Below are 13,895 nucleotides of genomic sequence, written 5' to 3' on the forward strand. Positions count from 1 at the left end.
GCCTCCACGGTACGTAGCCCTTCTCAAAGAATGAAACGCATTTCTCATAATGTGAAACAGCGCTAGTATTCGCACATGCGCCTAGGTCGAATTGCCAGCCCGGACGGGGTCGCCTTCGTGTCGATCGAGGGGGAGGGGGACGCGCGGACCGCGAAGGAGATCGCCGAACATCCCTTCGGGACTCCGACGTTCACCGGTCGCAGCTGGCCGCTCGCCGATGTCCGGCTGCTCGCGCCGATTCTCGCGAGCAAGGTGATCTGCATCGGCAAGAACTACGCCGCTCACGCCGCCGAGATGGGCGGTGAGGCGCCGGAGGATCCGGTCATCTTCATCAAGCCAAACACCTCGATCGTCGGCCCGGGTGCGCCGATCGTGTTGCCGCCCAGCTCGAACGAGGTCCACTACGAGGGCGAGCTCGCGATCGTCATCGGCCGGCCCTGCAAGGAAGTGCCCGCGTCCAAGGCCCTCGACGTGGTGCTCGGTTACACGGTCGCCAACGACGTTTCGGCCCGCGATCACCAGCGCCAGGACGGTCAGTGGACCCGAGCGAAGGGTCACGACACCTTCTGTCCGCTCGGCCCGTGGATCGAGACGAACCTCGACGCCTCCGATGTCGAGATCCGCACCGAGGTGAACGGCGAGGTCAAGCAGCGCAGCCGGACTTCGCTACTGCTGCACGACATTCCGAAGATCATCGAGTGGATCTCGGCGGTCATGACGCTGTTGCCCGGTGACGTCATCCTGACCGGGACGCCCGAGGGTGTCGGTCCGATCGTCGCCGGGGACAGCGTGAGCATCACGGTCGAGGGCATCGGAACGTTGACCAACCCGGTGGTCGCGAAGGGCTGATCACCGCCCTCGCCGTGGCGACGGCACGCACGCGGCATTTGCGTCGGGGAGGACTAACCTGGGAGTGACCCCTGTCCTCCTCGACCCAAGTGAGCCATGACCACCAGCGAAGTGCGCGTCCGTTTCTGTCCGTCTCCCACCGGAACCCCGCACGTCGGGCTCGTCCGCACCGCCCTGTTCAACTGGGCCTATGCGCGGCACCACGGCGGCAAGTTCGTCTTCCGCATCGAGGACACCGACGCCGCCCGCGACTCGGAGGAGTCGTACCAGGCGATCCTCGACGCGTTGCGTTGGCTCGGCCTGACCTGGGACGAGGGTCCCGAGGTCGGCGGCCCGTACGAGCCGTACCGGCAGTCCCAGCGCCGCGATCTGCACCTGGACGTCGTCGCGAAATTGCTCGCGGCCGGTGAGGCGTACGAGTCGTTCTCCACGCCCGAGGAGGTCGAGGCTCGGCACATCGCCGCGCGCCGTGACCCGAAGCTCGGCTACGACAACTTCGACCGCGACCTGACGCCGGAGCAGCGGCAGGCGTACCTCGACGAGGGTCGCAAGCCCGTCGTGCGCCTTCGCATGCCCGACCACGACCTGACCTGGGTCGACCTGGTTCGGGGGGAGACCACCTTCAAGGCGGGCACGGTTCCCGACTACGCGCTCACCCGCGGCAACGGCATCCCGCTGTACACGCTCGTCAACCCGGTCGACGACGCGTTGATGAAGATCACACACGTGCTGCGCGGCGAGGACCTGCTGTCCTCGACCCCGCGGCAGCTGGCACTGTACGAGGCGCTGCAGCGCATCGGTGTGGCGGATTTCACTCCGGAGTTCGGCCACCTGCCGTTCGTGATGGGGCAGGGCAACAAGAAGCTGTCCAAGCGTGATCCCGAGTCGAATCTGTTCATCCACCGGGATCGGGGCTTCATCCCCGAGGGCCTGCTGAACTACCTGGCACTGCTCGGCTGGAGCATCGCCGACGACCGCGATGTGTTCTCCCTCGACGAGATGGTCGCGGCCTTCGACATCGGCAAGGTCAACTCGAATCCGGCGCGGTTCGACCAGAAGAAGGCCGACGCCATCAACGCCGAGCACATCCGGCTGCTCGAGGCGGCGGACTTCTCGGCCCGCCTCCGGGCGTACCTGACGTCGCACGGCCATCCTGTCGACGCGGTGACCGCCGATCAGTTCGACGTGGCCGCCGACCTCGTGCAGACGCGCATCGTGGTGCTCTCGGACGCCTGGGACCTGTTGAAGTTCCTGTTCGTCTCCGAGGGCGAGTTCGCGATCGATCCGGCGGCCGCGGCGAAGAACCTGGGTGCCGACGCCGCACCGGTGCTGGACGCGACCATCGCGGCGCTCGAGGGCCTCGCCACGTGGGCGACGGCCGACCTGGAGGAGTCGCTCAAGGTCGCACTCATCGAGGGGCTGGAGCTCAAGCCGCGCAAGGCGTTTGCCCCGGTGCGGGTCGCGGTCACCGGCTCGCACATCAGCCCGCCGCTGTACGAGTCGATGGAACTGCTCGGCCGGGAGACGACCCTGAGCCGGCTGCGCGCCGCTCGCGCGACCATCACCCAGTGACTCCGTCGGCTGGTCGGGCGGCTCAGTTAGGGCCCCTGACCAGCCGATTTGGAGGATTGCGGGTGGGCTTTGCTATTGTTCTCCTCGGTTCGAACGACGGCCGAAGCCGCGCAGCGGAGGTCGTCGGGACAAGCCATTGGGGTATGGTGTAATTGGCAACACAGCTGATTCTGGTTCAGCCATTCTAGGTTCGAGTCCTGGTACCCCAGCGGAAATCCGGTGAACGTTCACTGTGATGCTCAGGCATCGCGGCGGTCGAATATCGGGTTGCCATGCAGTACGGCACGTTCCCTGGCCCCGTCGTCTAGCGGCCTAGGACGCCGCCCTCTCAAGGCGGTAGCGCGGGTTCAAATCCCGTCGGGGCTACCACGGAGAGCGTGCCTGTTCTGCAAGTCCTGGCCCCGTCGTCTAGCGGCCTAGGACGCCGCCCTCTCAAGGCGGTAGCGCGGGTTCAAATCCCGTCGGGGCTACAAAGCGAAGGTCCCTCCGGCACACGCCGGAGGGACCTTCGTCGTTGTGGGGGTCGCCGCGTCCATCAGCCGCTCTTGCGGCGGAATTCACGCTTGTGGTCGGCGGGCCCGTGGGTGTGATGAATCTTCGAATCACCGGCGGTCGCCGTGGTCGGCGCCGCGTTCTTGTGGTTCTTCTTGTCGAGAGCCTCGCGGAACTGTTGCTTGATTTGTTCGTTCTCGGACTCGGTCACGATGCGTTCCTCCTGTTTGTCGGTCGCATCGTGACCGTACCGCCGTACGGGCGCCGCGTCGCGCCCATTTTCGACCGGAACTACTCCGGCAGGTACTGCGCGGTGCTGCCGCCGAGCGGCATTGCCGGCAGCCCGAGCTTGCGGTGGTCCCAGGAGCGCACCCGGTCCGGCTTCACCCGGACCGCAACGCGCTTGTTGAGCATCATCTCGATCGCCGGATCGACGTCCTTGGTGTACGGACCGGTGTAGCGCTCCCAGATGCTCACGCCGACCGCCCACAGCGCGGCGGGGTCGTCGACGATCTCGGCGGTGCCCTCGAAGGAGACCCCGCGGAGGGTGTCGTAGGTTTCGCCGTCCTCGATCATCACCGTGATGCGGTTGTCGCGGCGGAGATTGACGGCCTTCTGCGACTTCGCCTTTGTCTCGAACCACAATTCGCCGTCGACGATCGCGTACCACATGGCGATCAGATGCGGGGCGCCGTTCGGCCCGATGGTGGCCATCGTCGCGACCCGGCTGCGTTCGACGAATTCGGTGATCTCGGCGTCGGTCATGGTGACCTGCGCCCGCTGGTTGGTGCCCACTGCGGCGGCTCCCGTTCGGATCGAAGGAACGTGTTCTCGCAAGCACTGTGCCACGAGCGGACCGCGCAGGAAACGGTGATGGACCGGCGGATTTCAGAGTCGCTTGTGCAAGGCTTCCGCGGCCGCAAGCAGATCCGCCGCCCAGCGGGCCCCCGGGCGACGACCCATTCGGTCGATCGGCCCGGACACCGAGATCGCGGCGACGACTGCACCGGTGCGGTCCCGGACTGGAGCCGCCACGCTCGCGACGCCGGGTTCGCGCTCGGCCGCACTCTGCGCCCAGCCGCGCTTGCGGACCTCGGCGATGACCCGTTCGCTGAAGAGGGCGTCGGGCAGGACGGTTCGCTGCACCTGGGGGTCCGCCCACGCGAGCAGCACCTTGGCGCCGGAACCCGCGGTCATGGGCAGGCGGGCGCCGACGAGGACCGTGTCGCGCAGGCCGGTGGGCGGTTCCATCGCGGCGACGCACACGCGCTGCACGCCCTCGCGCCGGTAGAGCTGAACGCTCTCGCCGGTGATCTCACGCAGTCGGGGCAGCACGAGTGCGGCGGCCTCGAGGAGGTTGTCGTTCGCGGTCGGTGCCAGCTCCGCCAGTCCGGGACCCGGTCGCCACAGTCCGTCCGCGTCGCGCGCGAGCAGTCGGTGCACCTCGAGTCCGACGGCCAGACGGTGCGCGGTCGCGCGGGGGAGTCCCGTTCGTGCACACAGCTCGCCGAGATTGCAGGGCGCTTCGGCCACCGAGTGGAGAACCGACATCGCCTTGTCGAGAACCCCGATCCCGCTGACAGCCGCAGGGGCGCTATGCTTTCTCATAGATCGATACTAGCGTCTCGCATTCTGAGAATCCCAATCGAATCCGAATCGGGATCGACATCCGGTCGAGACGGTGGCAACGACACGAACCGAGAGATGATGGAGGTCGGATCCCGGCGGGCCAGCCCGTAGCCCGCGAGCCGACCGATCACGAAGAGGTGGAGAACATGGCCAGCAGAGGGCGCACTCTGGCGGAGAAGGTGTGGGATGACCACGTCGTCGTCCGCGGTGAAGGTGAAGGCGCTGCGCGTCAGCCCGACCTGATCTACATCGACCTGCACCTCGTGCACGAGGTGACCAGCCCGCAGGCGTTCGACGGGCTCCGGTTGGCGGGACGCCGGCTTCGGCGCCCGGACCTGACGATTGCGACCGAGGATCACAACGTCCCCACCGTCGACATCGACCAGCCGATCGCCGATCCCGTTTCGCGACTTCAGGTCGACACGTTGCGACGCAACTGTGAGGAATTCGGCGTCCGACTGCATCCGATGGGTGATCTGGACCAGGGCATCGTGCACGTGGTCGGTCCGCAGCTCGGTCTGACCCAGCCGGGCACGACGGTCGTCTGCGGTGACAGCCACACCTCCACGCACGGCGCGTTCGGTGCTCTCGCAATGGGAATCGGCACCAGCGAGGTCGAGCACGTGATGGCGACGCAGACGCTGTCGCTGCGTCCGTTCAAGACGATGGCCATCACCGTCGACGGTGAACTCGCCCCCGGTGTCACGAGCAAGGACCTGATCCTCGCCGTAATCGCCAAGATCGGCACCGGTGGCGGTCAGGGCTACGTGCTGGAGTACCGGGGCGAGGCCATCCGCAAGATGTCGATGGAAGCCCGAATGACGATCTGCAACATGTCGATCGAGGCGGGCGCCCGGGCCGGGATGATCGCCCCCGATCAGACGACGTACGAATTCATCAAGGGTCGCCCGCACGCCCCGAGCGGTGCCGACTGGGACGCCGCCGTCGCCGCGTGGGATCAGCTGAAGACCGACGACGACGCGGTTTTCGACGCCGAGGTGCACATCGACGGGGCGAGCCTGACACCGTTCGTCACCTGGGGTACCAACCCCGGTCAGGGTGCCCCGCTGGGCGACTCGGTGCCGAACCCCGCCGACATCGTCGACGAGAGCGACCGTGCCGCAGCCGAGAAGGCGCTCGACTACATGGGTCTCGAAGCGGGTACGCCGCTGCGCGAGGTCGCCGTCGACACCGTCTTCGTCGGCTCGTGCACCAACGGCCGGATCGAGGACCTGCGGGCGGTGGCCGGAGTCCTGAAGGGCCGCAAGGTTGCAGATGGGGTGCGGATGCTGATCGTGCCGGGCTCGATGCGGGTGCGAGCGCAGGCCGAGGACGAAGGTCTCGGTGAGATCTTCACGGCCGCCGGAGCGGAGTGGCGTCAGGCCGGGTGCTCGATGTGCCTGGGCATGAACCCGGACCAGCTGGCTCCGGGTGAGCGTTCGGCATCGACGTCCAACCGGAATTTCGAGGGACGTCAGGGCAAGGGCGGTCGGACCCACCTGGTTTCGCCGCTCGTCGCCGCGGCGACTGCGGTCCGCGGAACGCTGTCGGCGCCGGCGGACCTCGACTAGAGACTGGGAACGAGTAGGAGATATTTCGATGGAAGCCTTCACCACTCACAAGGGCATCGGCGTCCCGCTGCGACGTTCCAATGTCGACACCGACCAGATCATCCCCGCGGTCTACCTAAAGCGCGTGACCCGCAGCGGTTTCGAGGACGGCCTTTTCGCCGCCTGGCGCACCGACCCCGGATTCATCCTGAACACCGAGCCGTACGACAAGGGCACCGTTCTGGTGGCCGGTCCGGACTTCGGAACCGGGTCCTCCCGCGAGCACGCGGTGTGGGCGCTGTCGGACTACGGTTTCCGTGTCGTCATCGCCTCCCGCTTCGCGGACATCTTCCGCGGCAACGCCGGCAAGGCCGGTCTGTTGGCCGCTCAGGTCGAGCAGTCGGACGTCGAATTGCTCTGGAAAGCGCTCGAAGAGCAGCCCGGTCTGGAAATTGTCGTGGATCTCACTTCTCGGACCGTGAGCGCCGGAACTTTGGTGGTGCCCTTTGCCATTGACGACTACACGCGCTGGCGTCTGCTGGAGGGTCTCGACGACATCGGGCTGACATTGCGCCAGGTAGACGCGATTTCCGAGTTCGAAAAGTCAAGGCCGTCATGGAAACCGGTGACCCTCCCGGCCCGGGTTGAGGGCACCGACTCGTAGGGGCGCTAAGCACATCGGAAGCCGGAATTGGGTAGCCACGCCGCTGAGAGAGGCATGAGAATTGGCGTGGCACATAGACTCTTGCCCAATTCCGGTTTAACGTGTTTGCTAGTCGGTCCATCAGTGGGCCATTGGTATGCGGAGGAACATCCAATGAACAAAGCAGAGCTCATTGATCAGCTGACCGAACGGTTGGAGTCTGATCGACGCAGCGCCACCGATGCGGTCGAGCACATCGTCGACATCATCGTCCGTGCGGTCCACGCCGGCGAGAACGTCACCATCACCGGTTTCGGTGTCTTCGAGCAGCGTCGTCGCGCGGCTCGCGTCGCGCGCAACCCGCGCACCGGTGAGACCGTCAAGGTCAAGCCGACGTCGGTTCCGGCGTTCCGTCCCGGCGCTCAGTTCAAGGCCGTCATCGCGGGCAAGCAGAAGCTGCCGGCGTCCGGTCCGGCCGTGAAGCGTGGTTCGGCGGCTGCGGCTCCGGCGAAGAAGGCGGCGGCGAAGAAGACCGCGGCGGCCAAGAAGGCTGCGCCCGCGAAGAAGACGGTCGCGAAGAAGGCGGCTCCCGCGAAGAAGGTCACCGCGGCGAAGAAGACCACCGCCACCAAGGCGACCGCGGCGAAGAAGACCGCCGCGGCGAAGAAGACCACCGCCACCAAGGCGACCGCGGCGAAGAAGACCACCGCGGCCAAGAAGACCACCGCCACCAAGGCGACCGCGGCCAAGAAGACCACCGCGGCCAAGAAGGTGGCACCGGCGAAGAAGACCGTCGCCAAGAAGGCTGCGCCCGCCAAGAAGGCTCCGGCCAAGAAGGCTCCGGCCAAGAAGACCACCGCCCGCAAGCGGTGACACGGGTCTGAACCAACGAGGGTGGCGACGGAGAAATCCGTCGCCACCCTCGTTTTCGTGTGTACACGGGACGGGGCCTGCCCGCACAGGCCGGTGGTTCAGGCTTCGGGGAGTGCGCTGTCGATGTGGTTGGCATCGACGAGCCTCCCGCCCGACAGTGACAGCACCCAGGTGCTGCCCTTGCGATTGCGGGCCGCGGGCAGGGTGACGCCGTCTCGATCGGCCCACCACTGCAACAGGTCGGGAATCACCCGGCCCTGACTGCAGATCACCTGGACGCCGCCGAGTGCGGCGATCTTGCGGACCAGTGCCTGTGCCGCCGAGGGATCCTCGAGGTATGCCTCTTCGGTCAGCGCCGGTTCGAGGGTGATGCCGGTGCCGAGGTGGCGGGCGAGCGGTTCGACGGTCTGCACGCAGCGGGTCCGGTCCGCCGAGTGGATCTCCGTCGCCCCGAAGGCCTGCAGCAGTACCGACAGCGCCTCGGCCTGTGTGCGTCCGACCTTGTCCAGCGGCCGCAACGTGTCGTCCCCCTTGTATCGGCCGCGCCGGCCGGCCTTGGCGTGCCGCACCATCAGAACCGTTGTGGTATCGGCCGGAACCTTCAGGAAGCGGCGTGTCACCTTGAGGTCGACGGGGTACGACAGCGCGGCGGGCAGGTCTTCGGGCGGTAGCCACCGCAACTCGTCGACCTCGTCGTTGGGTACGAACTCGCCGCCGCGTGCCTCCGCCGCCCAGTAGTCGACGCGCTTGCGCTTGCGGTGCCCGGGCACCTCGTAGGCGACCCGGGTGACGTGCCGGCCCAACTGGACCCGCATGCCCGTCTCCTCCTCGACCTCCCGCACCGCGGCCACCACCGGGATCTCACCGGGATCGAGCTTGCCCTTGGGGAACGACCAGTCGTCGTACTTGGGGCGGTGGATCAGCGCGACCTCGATCTCGTACGGGTTGGTGGGGGACTTGCGCCACAGCACTGCCCCCGCGGCAAAGATGTTGGCCTTGATGGCGGTCGACTTGGGGCGATCCGACTTCGAGCTCACCTTCTACCTCCTGTCGCAGTCGGCGGCTACGCCGAGCTGCCCCGCCGACTGCGCATCAGTTCCTCTTGGTGCTCGCGGACGCGTTCGCCCCGTTCCGGGGACGCGGCCCAGTGTCCGTCCGACTGCAGCACCCAGCAGCGGGTCGTGGGATCGAGTGCGGAGTCGAAGATGTCGCCGAGCTGGCGGGTGAGGCGGGGATCCTTCACCTGTGCCATCACCTCGACGCGGCGATCGAGATTGCGGTGCATCATGTCCGCGCTGCCGATCCAGAACTCGTCCGCCCCCTCGAAGTGCATGATCCGAGAGTGCTCGAGGAAGCGGCCGAGAATCGAACGGACCTCGATGTTCTCGCTCAGTCCCGGAACGCCGGGACGCAGTGCGCAGATGCCTCGGACGACGACCTGGACGGGAACACCGGCCTGTGACGCCCGGTAGAGCGCGTCGATGACCTGTTCGTCGACGAGGGCGTTGGCCTTGAGTCGGATGCCCGCCGGCCTCCCGGCCAACTGGTGGTCGATCTCTCCGTGGATCCGCGCCACGATGCCGGCCCGTACGCCGTGGGGGGCGACGAGGAGATTGCGGTAGTTGGCTTTTCGGGAGTAGCCGGTCAGCGTGTTGAACAGGTCGGTCAGGTCCGCGCCGATCTCCGGGGCCGCGGTGAGCAGGCCCACGTCCTCGTACAGGCGGGCCGTCTTCGGGTTGTAGTTGCCGGTGCCGATGTGGCAGTACCGACGGATAGTCGAACCCTCGCGGCGAACGACGAGGCATGTCTTGCAATGCGTCTTGAGACCGACCAGTCCGTAGACTACGTGGACGCCGGCCTGTTCCAGCTTTCGCGCCCACTTGATGTTCGCCTGCTCGTCGAAGCGCGCCTTGATCTCCACCAGCGCCACCACCTGCTTGCCTGCCTCGGCGGCGTCGATGAGTGCGTTGACGATCGGGGAGTCGCCGGAGGTCCGATACAGGGTTTGCTTGATTGCCAGCACCTGCGGGTCCGCGGCCGCCTGCTCGATGAACCGTTGCACACTGGTGGAGAACGAGTCGTACGGGTGGTGCACCAGGACATCGCCGTCGCGCAGGGTGGAAAAGACGCTCTTGGGCGTTTCGCGCTCACCGAAGGCCGGATGGGTGGCGGGCACGAACGGGGCGTCCTTGAGCCCGGGGCGGTCGACACCGTACACCTGCCACAGGCACGACAGGTCGAGCAGGCCGGGCACCTGGATCACGTCACCGGGATCGACGTCGAGTTCACGCAGCAGCAGATCGAGCATGTGCTCGGTCATGTCGTCGGCCACCTCGAGACGGACCGGCGATCCGAAACGGCGGCGGGCCAGTTCGCGTTCGAGGGCCTGCAGCAGATCCTCGTCGCGATCCTCCTCCACCTCGAAATCCGCGTTGCGGGTTATCCGGAAGGCGTGGTGCTCGACGATCTCCATCCCGGGGAACAGCACGTGCAGGTGGGCGGCGATCAACGCCTCCATCGGCAGGAACGCCGGGATGGCCGTCGGTGCGTCGCTGCGGGTGACCCGCACGAACCGGTCCACGTTGTCGGGCACCTTCACGCGCGCGAAGTGCTCGCCGCCGGTCGACGAATCCTTCACCGTCACCGCGAGGTTCAGACTCAGTCCACTGATGTAGGGGAACGGGTGCGCCGGGTCGACGGCGAGCGGGGTCAGCACCGGGAAGACCTGGTCCTGGAAGTACTGCGACAGCCGGGCGGCCTCCTCTTCGTCGAGGTCGGACCACCGGATGATCGAGATTCCCTCGTGCGCGAGCTGCGGGAGAACGTGGTCGAGGAATGTGCGCGCGTGCAGTTCCGCGATCTCCTGGGTGCGTTCGCCTATCAGCGCCAACTGCTCTCGTGGCGTGAGCCCGTCGGCGGACCGCACCGACAGTCCGGTCTCGTCCCGGCGCTTGAGCCCGGCGACCCGCACCATGTAGAACTCGTCGAGGTTCGAGGCGAAGATGGCGAGGAACTTGGCCCGTTCGAGCAGGGGGAGTGACGGGTCCTCGGCGAGGGCGAGAACCCGGGAGTTGAAGTCGAGCCAACTCAGTTCGCGATTGAGGTAGCGGTCTGCGGGGAGCGGGACCCCCGAGCCGTCCACCGTCAGGGGAGTCGCCGCGGGCGGTACGGTCGGGATCACCGGGAGGTGTCCGCTGACCGGCGACGGCCCGCCTGCCTCGCCGTCAACCGTTGTCGTCTGTACCGTCTCGTGTCCCGCGCCCTCGCCGTTGCTCACCGGTCGATCATCCCTCAGATCGTGAGCACGCGACAATCAGACGAGCCTGGATTCGGGTGAATTCTCAACGACAGCGGGACGAATCCCACCATCCGATCGACCGTAGCGCTCGCGTCGTCTCCGGACCGGGGCCGACCGCTGCGGCCGCATCGAGGTCGGCCGGGGTGTCGACGTCGAGTCGCAGGCCCGGCCAATCGCCGCTCAAAGCCGTTGCCCCGGAGTCGATGTGCTTGCGCGCGGAATCGGAGCCGAAGCGCGGTGCCAGGTCGGCGGCCACCGCGGCGATCAGTGCGGAGGTCCCGGTGCCGTGGTGGTCGACGACGACCGCGCGCCGGTGCGTTCGTGCGGCGACGACCGCCTCCGACAGTTCGGCGGCGGACAGGCACGGCAGGTCGCCCTGCAGCGCGACGACAGGTCCCCGGTCGTGTCCGCGGGCGCGTGCGGCCGAATCGAGGATGCGGTTCAGTCGATCGGGGTCGTGGTCGCCGTCGTCCGGGAACCACGCGGCGCCGGCGGCTTCGGCCGCGGCCGCGACCACCGGGTCGGGGGTGATCACGGTGACCTCGGCGACGGCATCCGATGCCCGCGCGGCGGCGAGGGTGTCGCGCAGCATTGCCAGCACGAGCGTGGCCCGCTGGCCGCCGTCCAGTCGCGGCGCCAGCCGACTCTTCGCTCTGTCGAGGTGCTTGACCGCGATCAACACGTGGGCGCGCACCGCCGTCGGGGGTGCGGGTGCGGCGCTCATGTGACCAATCCTGCCAGTCCTGCCCGGTGTGGACTCGAGTGCTCCGTGCGCAGGACCGATTCGCCGGGCCGGTACTACTGTCGTCACTGCCAAACAGTTGGGGCGCGAACGGTCGGAGGGCAGATGGTCAGGGCGGCAGTACTGGGTGCGGGATCGTGGGGGACGGCGTTCGCGAAGGTGCTGGCCGATGCCGGAACCGACGTGACGATGTGGGCGCGCCGGCCCGAGGTGGCCGCGACGATCACGAACGACCATGCCAACCCCTACTACCTGGACGGCATCGAGCTGCCCCCGACGCTGACCGCGACCAGCGACCACGAGACGGCGCTCGCCGGGGCGGACCTCGTCGTGCTCGCCGTCCCGTCCCAGTCGTTGCGCGAGAACCTCGCGGGATGGGCGCCGTCGATCGGGACGGACGCGACGCTGCTGTCGTTGGCGAAGGGCATCGAGTCCGGCACCCTCATGCGGATGAGCGAGGTGATCGTCGAGGTCGCCGCGGTCGCACCGGAGCGGGTCGCGGTGCTGTCCGGACCGAACCTCGCGCGCGAGATCGCGATCGGGCAGCCGTCCGCGACGGTCGTCGCCTGTGTGGATCACGAGCGTGCAGTCGCCGTTCAGAAGGCTTGCGCCACAGGCTATTTCCGTCCGTACACGAACGTCGACGTGGTCGGCTGCGAGATCGGCGGGGCCTGCAAGAACGTCATCGCGCTGGCCTGCGGCATGGCATCAGGACTCGGATTCGGCGAGAACACCAATGCCTCGATCATCACCCGCGGACTCGCCGAGATGATCAGACTCGGCGTCGCACTCGGGGCCAATCCCGCCACGCTCGCCGGCCTGGCCGGGATCGGCGACCTGGTTGCCACCTGCTCGTCGCCACTGTCGCGGAACCGGACCTTCGGTGCACATCTCGGGCACGGGGGAACCCTCGCCAGCGCCCAGGCCGCGACCAAGGGGCAGGTGGCCGAGGGCGTCAAGTCGTGCACCTCCGTGCGGGCGCTGGCCGCACAGCACGGTGTCGAGATGCCGCTGACCGACGCCGTCCACAAGGTCTGTCACGAGGGCCTGTCCGTGCCGGAGGCGGTCGGGATGCTGCTCGGGCGGCGCATCAAACCCGAGTGAGTCCGCGGTGCCCGTACAACGGTAGGGTTTCCGGGTGAACAATCCTCGTACCAGGGTCGCTGTCGTTTTCGGTGGCCGGAGCAGTGAGCACTCGGTTTCGTGCGTTTCCGCCGGTAGCGTGCTGCGCAATCTCGACCCGGAGGTCTACGAGGTGGTGCCGATCGGCATCACCCCGGACGGTGCGTGGGTGCTCGCGTCCACCGACGCCGACGCGCTCACCATCGACGGCCGCGCGCTTCCGACCGTCGACGCGTCCGGAGCCGCACTGACCCTGACCGCCGACCCCACCCGCTCCGGTGCGGTGGTCGCGCTCGCCGCGGACCAGGCCGGTCAGGTCCTCGCGTCCGTCGACGTGGTGTTCCCCGTCCTGCACGGCGCGTACGGCGAGGACGGCACCATCCAGGGACTGCTCGAACTTGCCGGCCTGCCCTACGTCGGTCCCGGCGTGCTGGCCAGCGCCGCGGGCATGGACAAGGAATTCACGAAGAAGCTCCTCGCCGCGGAGGGTCTGCCGATCGGGCACCAGGTCGTGCTGCGGCCGGGGGTCGACACCGTGTCCGCCGAGGACCGTGAGGCGCTGGGCCTGCCGGTGTTCGTCAAGCCCGCCCGCGGCGGATCCTCGATCGGCATCACCCGGGTGACGAGTTGGGACGGCCTCGACGCGGCCATCGCCCACGCCCGCACCCACGACCCGAAGGTCATCGTCGAGGCCGCGATCGTTGGGCGCGAGGTGGAGTGCGGCGTCCTCGAGTTCCCGGACGGCACCGTCCGCGCGAGCGTTGTCGCGGAGATCCGGATGCCGGAGATCACCGAGGACGAGGGCGCCTTCTACGACTTCGACACCAAGTACCTCGACGACATCTGCGAGTTCGACGTGCCGGCCAAACTGGACGACGACGTCAGCGACGAGATCCGGGCGATCGCGGTCCGCGCGTTCGAGGCGCTCGACTGCCAGGGCCTCGCCCGGGTGGACTTCTTCGTCACCGAGAACGGCCCGGTCATCAACGAGATCAACACCATGCCGGGCTTCACCTCGATCTCGATGTTCCCGCGCATGTGGGACGCCGCCGGGATCGACTACCGGACGCTCGTGTCCACCCTGGTGGACACCGCTCTCGCGCGCGGCACCGGCCTGCGCTGACC

Annotated in this window: 13 protein-coding genes and 3 tRNA genes; 10 read left to right on the forward strand and 6 right to left on the reverse strand. The window is 67.6% G+C overall.

Annotation, left to right across the window (positions count from 1 at the left end; all coding sequences use genetic code 11):
• Positions 1-75 precede the first annotated feature (75 nt).
• The 5 genes from ACWDU4_RS02175 to ACWDU4_RS02195 all read left to right on the forward strand — a co-directional run bounded on the left by ACWDU4_RS02175 (position 76) and on the right by ACWDU4_RS02195 (position 2,891).
• Complete coding sequence (locus tag ACWDU4_RS02175; protein WP_450112197.1) at positions 76-849, forward strand: fumarylacetoacetate hydrolase family protein; 774 nt, start codon at positions 76-78, stop codon at positions 847-849.
• A 96-nt stretch (positions 850-945) separates the two neighbouring features.
• On the forward strand, positions 946-2,421 hold the full coding sequence (gene gltX, locus ACWDU4_RS02180; RefSeq protein WP_450112198.1) for a glutamate--tRNA ligase: 1,476 nt from the start codon (positions 946-948) through the stop codon (positions 2,419-2,421).
• A gap of 137 nt (positions 2,422-2,558) precedes the next feature.
• A tRNA-Gln gene (locus tag ACWDU4_RS02185) sits at positions 2,559-2,630 on the forward strand.
• Positions 2,631-2,714: 84 nt separating this feature from the next.
• Positions 2,715-2,790 (forward strand) — tRNA-Glu (locus ACWDU4_RS02190).
• Positions 2,791-2,818: 28 nt separating this feature from the next.
• Positions 2,819-2,891: transfer RNA gene (locus tag ACWDU4_RS02195), tRNA-Glu, on the forward strand.
• A 65-nt stretch (positions 2,892-2,956) separates the two neighbouring features.
• On the opposite strand, the gene ACWDU4_RS02200 is transcribed toward ACWDU4_RS02195, so the two are convergent.
• The 3 genes from ACWDU4_RS02200 to ACWDU4_RS02210 all read right to left on the reverse strand — a co-directional run bounded on the left by ACWDU4_RS02200 (position 2,957) and on the right by ACWDU4_RS02210 (position 4,521).
• A complete protein-coding gene (locus tag ACWDU4_RS02200) occupies positions 2,957-3,124 on the reverse strand; it encodes a DUF5302 domain-containing protein (protein WP_450112199.1) in 168 nt (55 codons plus the stop codon).
• A gap of 80 nt (positions 3,125-3,204) precedes the next feature.
• Positions 3,205-3,708 (reverse strand): pyridoxamine 5'-phosphate oxidase family protein, encoded by a 504-nt coding sequence (locus ACWDU4_RS02205; RefSeq protein ID WP_450112200.1) that lies wholly within the window; start codon positions 3,706-3,708, stop codon positions 3,205-3,207.
• Positions 3,709-3,801: 93 nt separating this feature from the next.
• Entirely contained in the window at positions 3,802-4,521 is a 720-nt protein-coding gene (locus tag ACWDU4_RS02210; RefSeq protein WP_450112201.1) for an IclR family transcriptional regulator, read from the reverse strand.
• A gap of 158 nt (positions 4,522-4,679) precedes the next feature.
• Between ACWDU4_RS02210 and leuC the strand changes: the two genes are divergently transcribed.
• From leuC to ACWDU4_RS02225, 3 genes are all read left to right on the forward strand, one after another.
• The gene (leuC, locus tag ACWDU4_RS02215; protein WP_450112202.1) at positions 4,680-6,113 is read left to right on the forward strand and encodes a 3-isopropylmalate dehydratase large subunit; all 1,434 of its coding nucleotides are present in this window, start codon (positions 4,680-4,682) and stop codon (positions 6,111-6,113) included.
• A gap of 28 nt (positions 6,114-6,141) precedes the next feature.
• Positions 6,142-6,756 carry a 3-isopropylmalate dehydratase small subunit gene (gene leuD / locus ACWDU4_RS02220; protein WP_450112203.1) on the forward strand — a complete coding sequence of 205 codons (615 nt, stop codon included), beginning with the start codon at positions 6,142-6,144 and terminating at the stop codon, positions 6,754-6,756.
• 153 nt (positions 6,757-6,909) lie between these two features.
• The gene (locus ACWDU4_RS02225) at positions 6,910-7,608 is read left to right on the forward strand and encodes an HU family DNA-binding protein (protein WP_450112204.1); all 699 of its coding nucleotides are present in this window, start codon (positions 6,910-6,912) and stop codon (positions 7,606-7,608) included.
• A gap of 98 nt (positions 7,609-7,706) precedes the next feature.
• On the opposite strand, the gene ACWDU4_RS02230 is transcribed toward ACWDU4_RS02225, so the two are convergent.
• The 3 genes from ACWDU4_RS02230 to cofC form a co-directional block, all read right to left on the reverse strand.
• Positions 7,707-8,645, reverse strand: coding sequence for an NUDIX hydrolase (locus ACWDU4_RS02230; RefSeq protein ID WP_450112205.1), 939 nt, complete (start codon positions 8,643-8,645; stop codon positions 7,707-7,709).
• A 26-nt stretch (positions 8,646-8,671) separates the two neighbouring features.
• Positions 8,672-10,789 carry an RNA degradosome polyphosphate kinase gene (locus ACWDU4_RS02235; protein ID WP_450112252.1) on the reverse strand — a complete coding sequence of 706 codons (2,118 nt, stop codon included), beginning with the start codon at positions 10,787-10,789 and terminating at the stop codon, positions 8,672-8,674.
• Positions 10,790-10,949: 160 nt separating this feature from the next.
• Positions 10,950-11,630 carry a 2-phospho-L-lactate guanylyltransferase gene (gene cofC / locus ACWDU4_RS02240; protein WP_450112206.1) on the reverse strand — a complete coding sequence of 227 codons (681 nt, stop codon included), beginning with the start codon at positions 11,628-11,630 and terminating at the stop codon, positions 10,950-10,952.
• 123 nt (positions 11,631-11,753) lie between these two features.
• On the opposite strand from cofC, the gene ACWDU4_RS02245 reads away from it, so the two are divergent.
• Both ACWDU4_RS02245 and ACWDU4_RS02250 read left to right on the forward strand, forming a co-directional pair.
• The gene (locus ACWDU4_RS02245; protein WP_450112207.1) at positions 11,754-12,752 is read left to right on the forward strand and encodes an NAD(P)H-dependent glycerol-3-phosphate dehydrogenase; all 999 of its coding nucleotides are present in this window, start codon (positions 11,754-11,756) and stop codon (positions 12,750-12,752) included.
• A gap of 34 nt (positions 12,753-12,786) precedes the next feature.
• Entirely contained in the window at positions 12,787-13,893 is a 1,107-nt protein-coding gene (locus ACWDU4_RS02250; protein ID WP_450112208.1) for a D-alanine--D-alanine ligase family protein, read from the forward strand.
• The last annotated feature ends 2 nt before the right edge of the window (positions 13,894-13,895 follow it).

Source organism: Rhodococcus sp. NPDC003348 (genome assembly GCF_053589375.1).

Bases quoted from the DNA above. Each gene is read 5' to 3' on its own strand.
- ACWDU4_RS02175 (WP_450112197.1), top strand. From the start codon at position 76: ATGCGCCTAGGTCGAATTGCCAGCCCGGACGGGGTCGCCTTCGTGTCG.
- gltX (WP_450112198.1), top strand. From the start codon at position 946: ATGACCACCAGCGAAGTGCGCGTCCGTTTCTGTCCGTCTCCCACCGGA.
- ACWDU4_RS02210 (WP_450112201.1), bottom strand. From the start codon at position 4,521: ATGAGAAAGCATAGCGCCCCTGCGGCTGTCAGCGGGATCGGGGTTCTC.
- leuD (WP_450112203.1), top strand. From the start codon at position 6,142: ATGGAAGCCTTCACCACTCACAAGGGCATCGGCGTCCCGCTGCGACGT.
- ACWDU4_RS02225 (WP_450112204.1), top strand. From the start codon at position 6,910: ATGAACAAAGCAGAGCTCATTGATCAGCTGACCGAACGGTTGGAGTCT.
- cofC (WP_450112206.1), bottom strand. From the start codon at position 11,630: ATGAGCGCCGCACCCGCACCCCCGACGGCGGTGCGCGCCCACGTGTTG.
- ACWDU4_RS02245 (WP_450112207.1), top strand. From the start codon at position 11,754: ATGGTCAGGGCGGCAGTACTGGGTGCGGGATCGTGGGGGACGGCGTTC.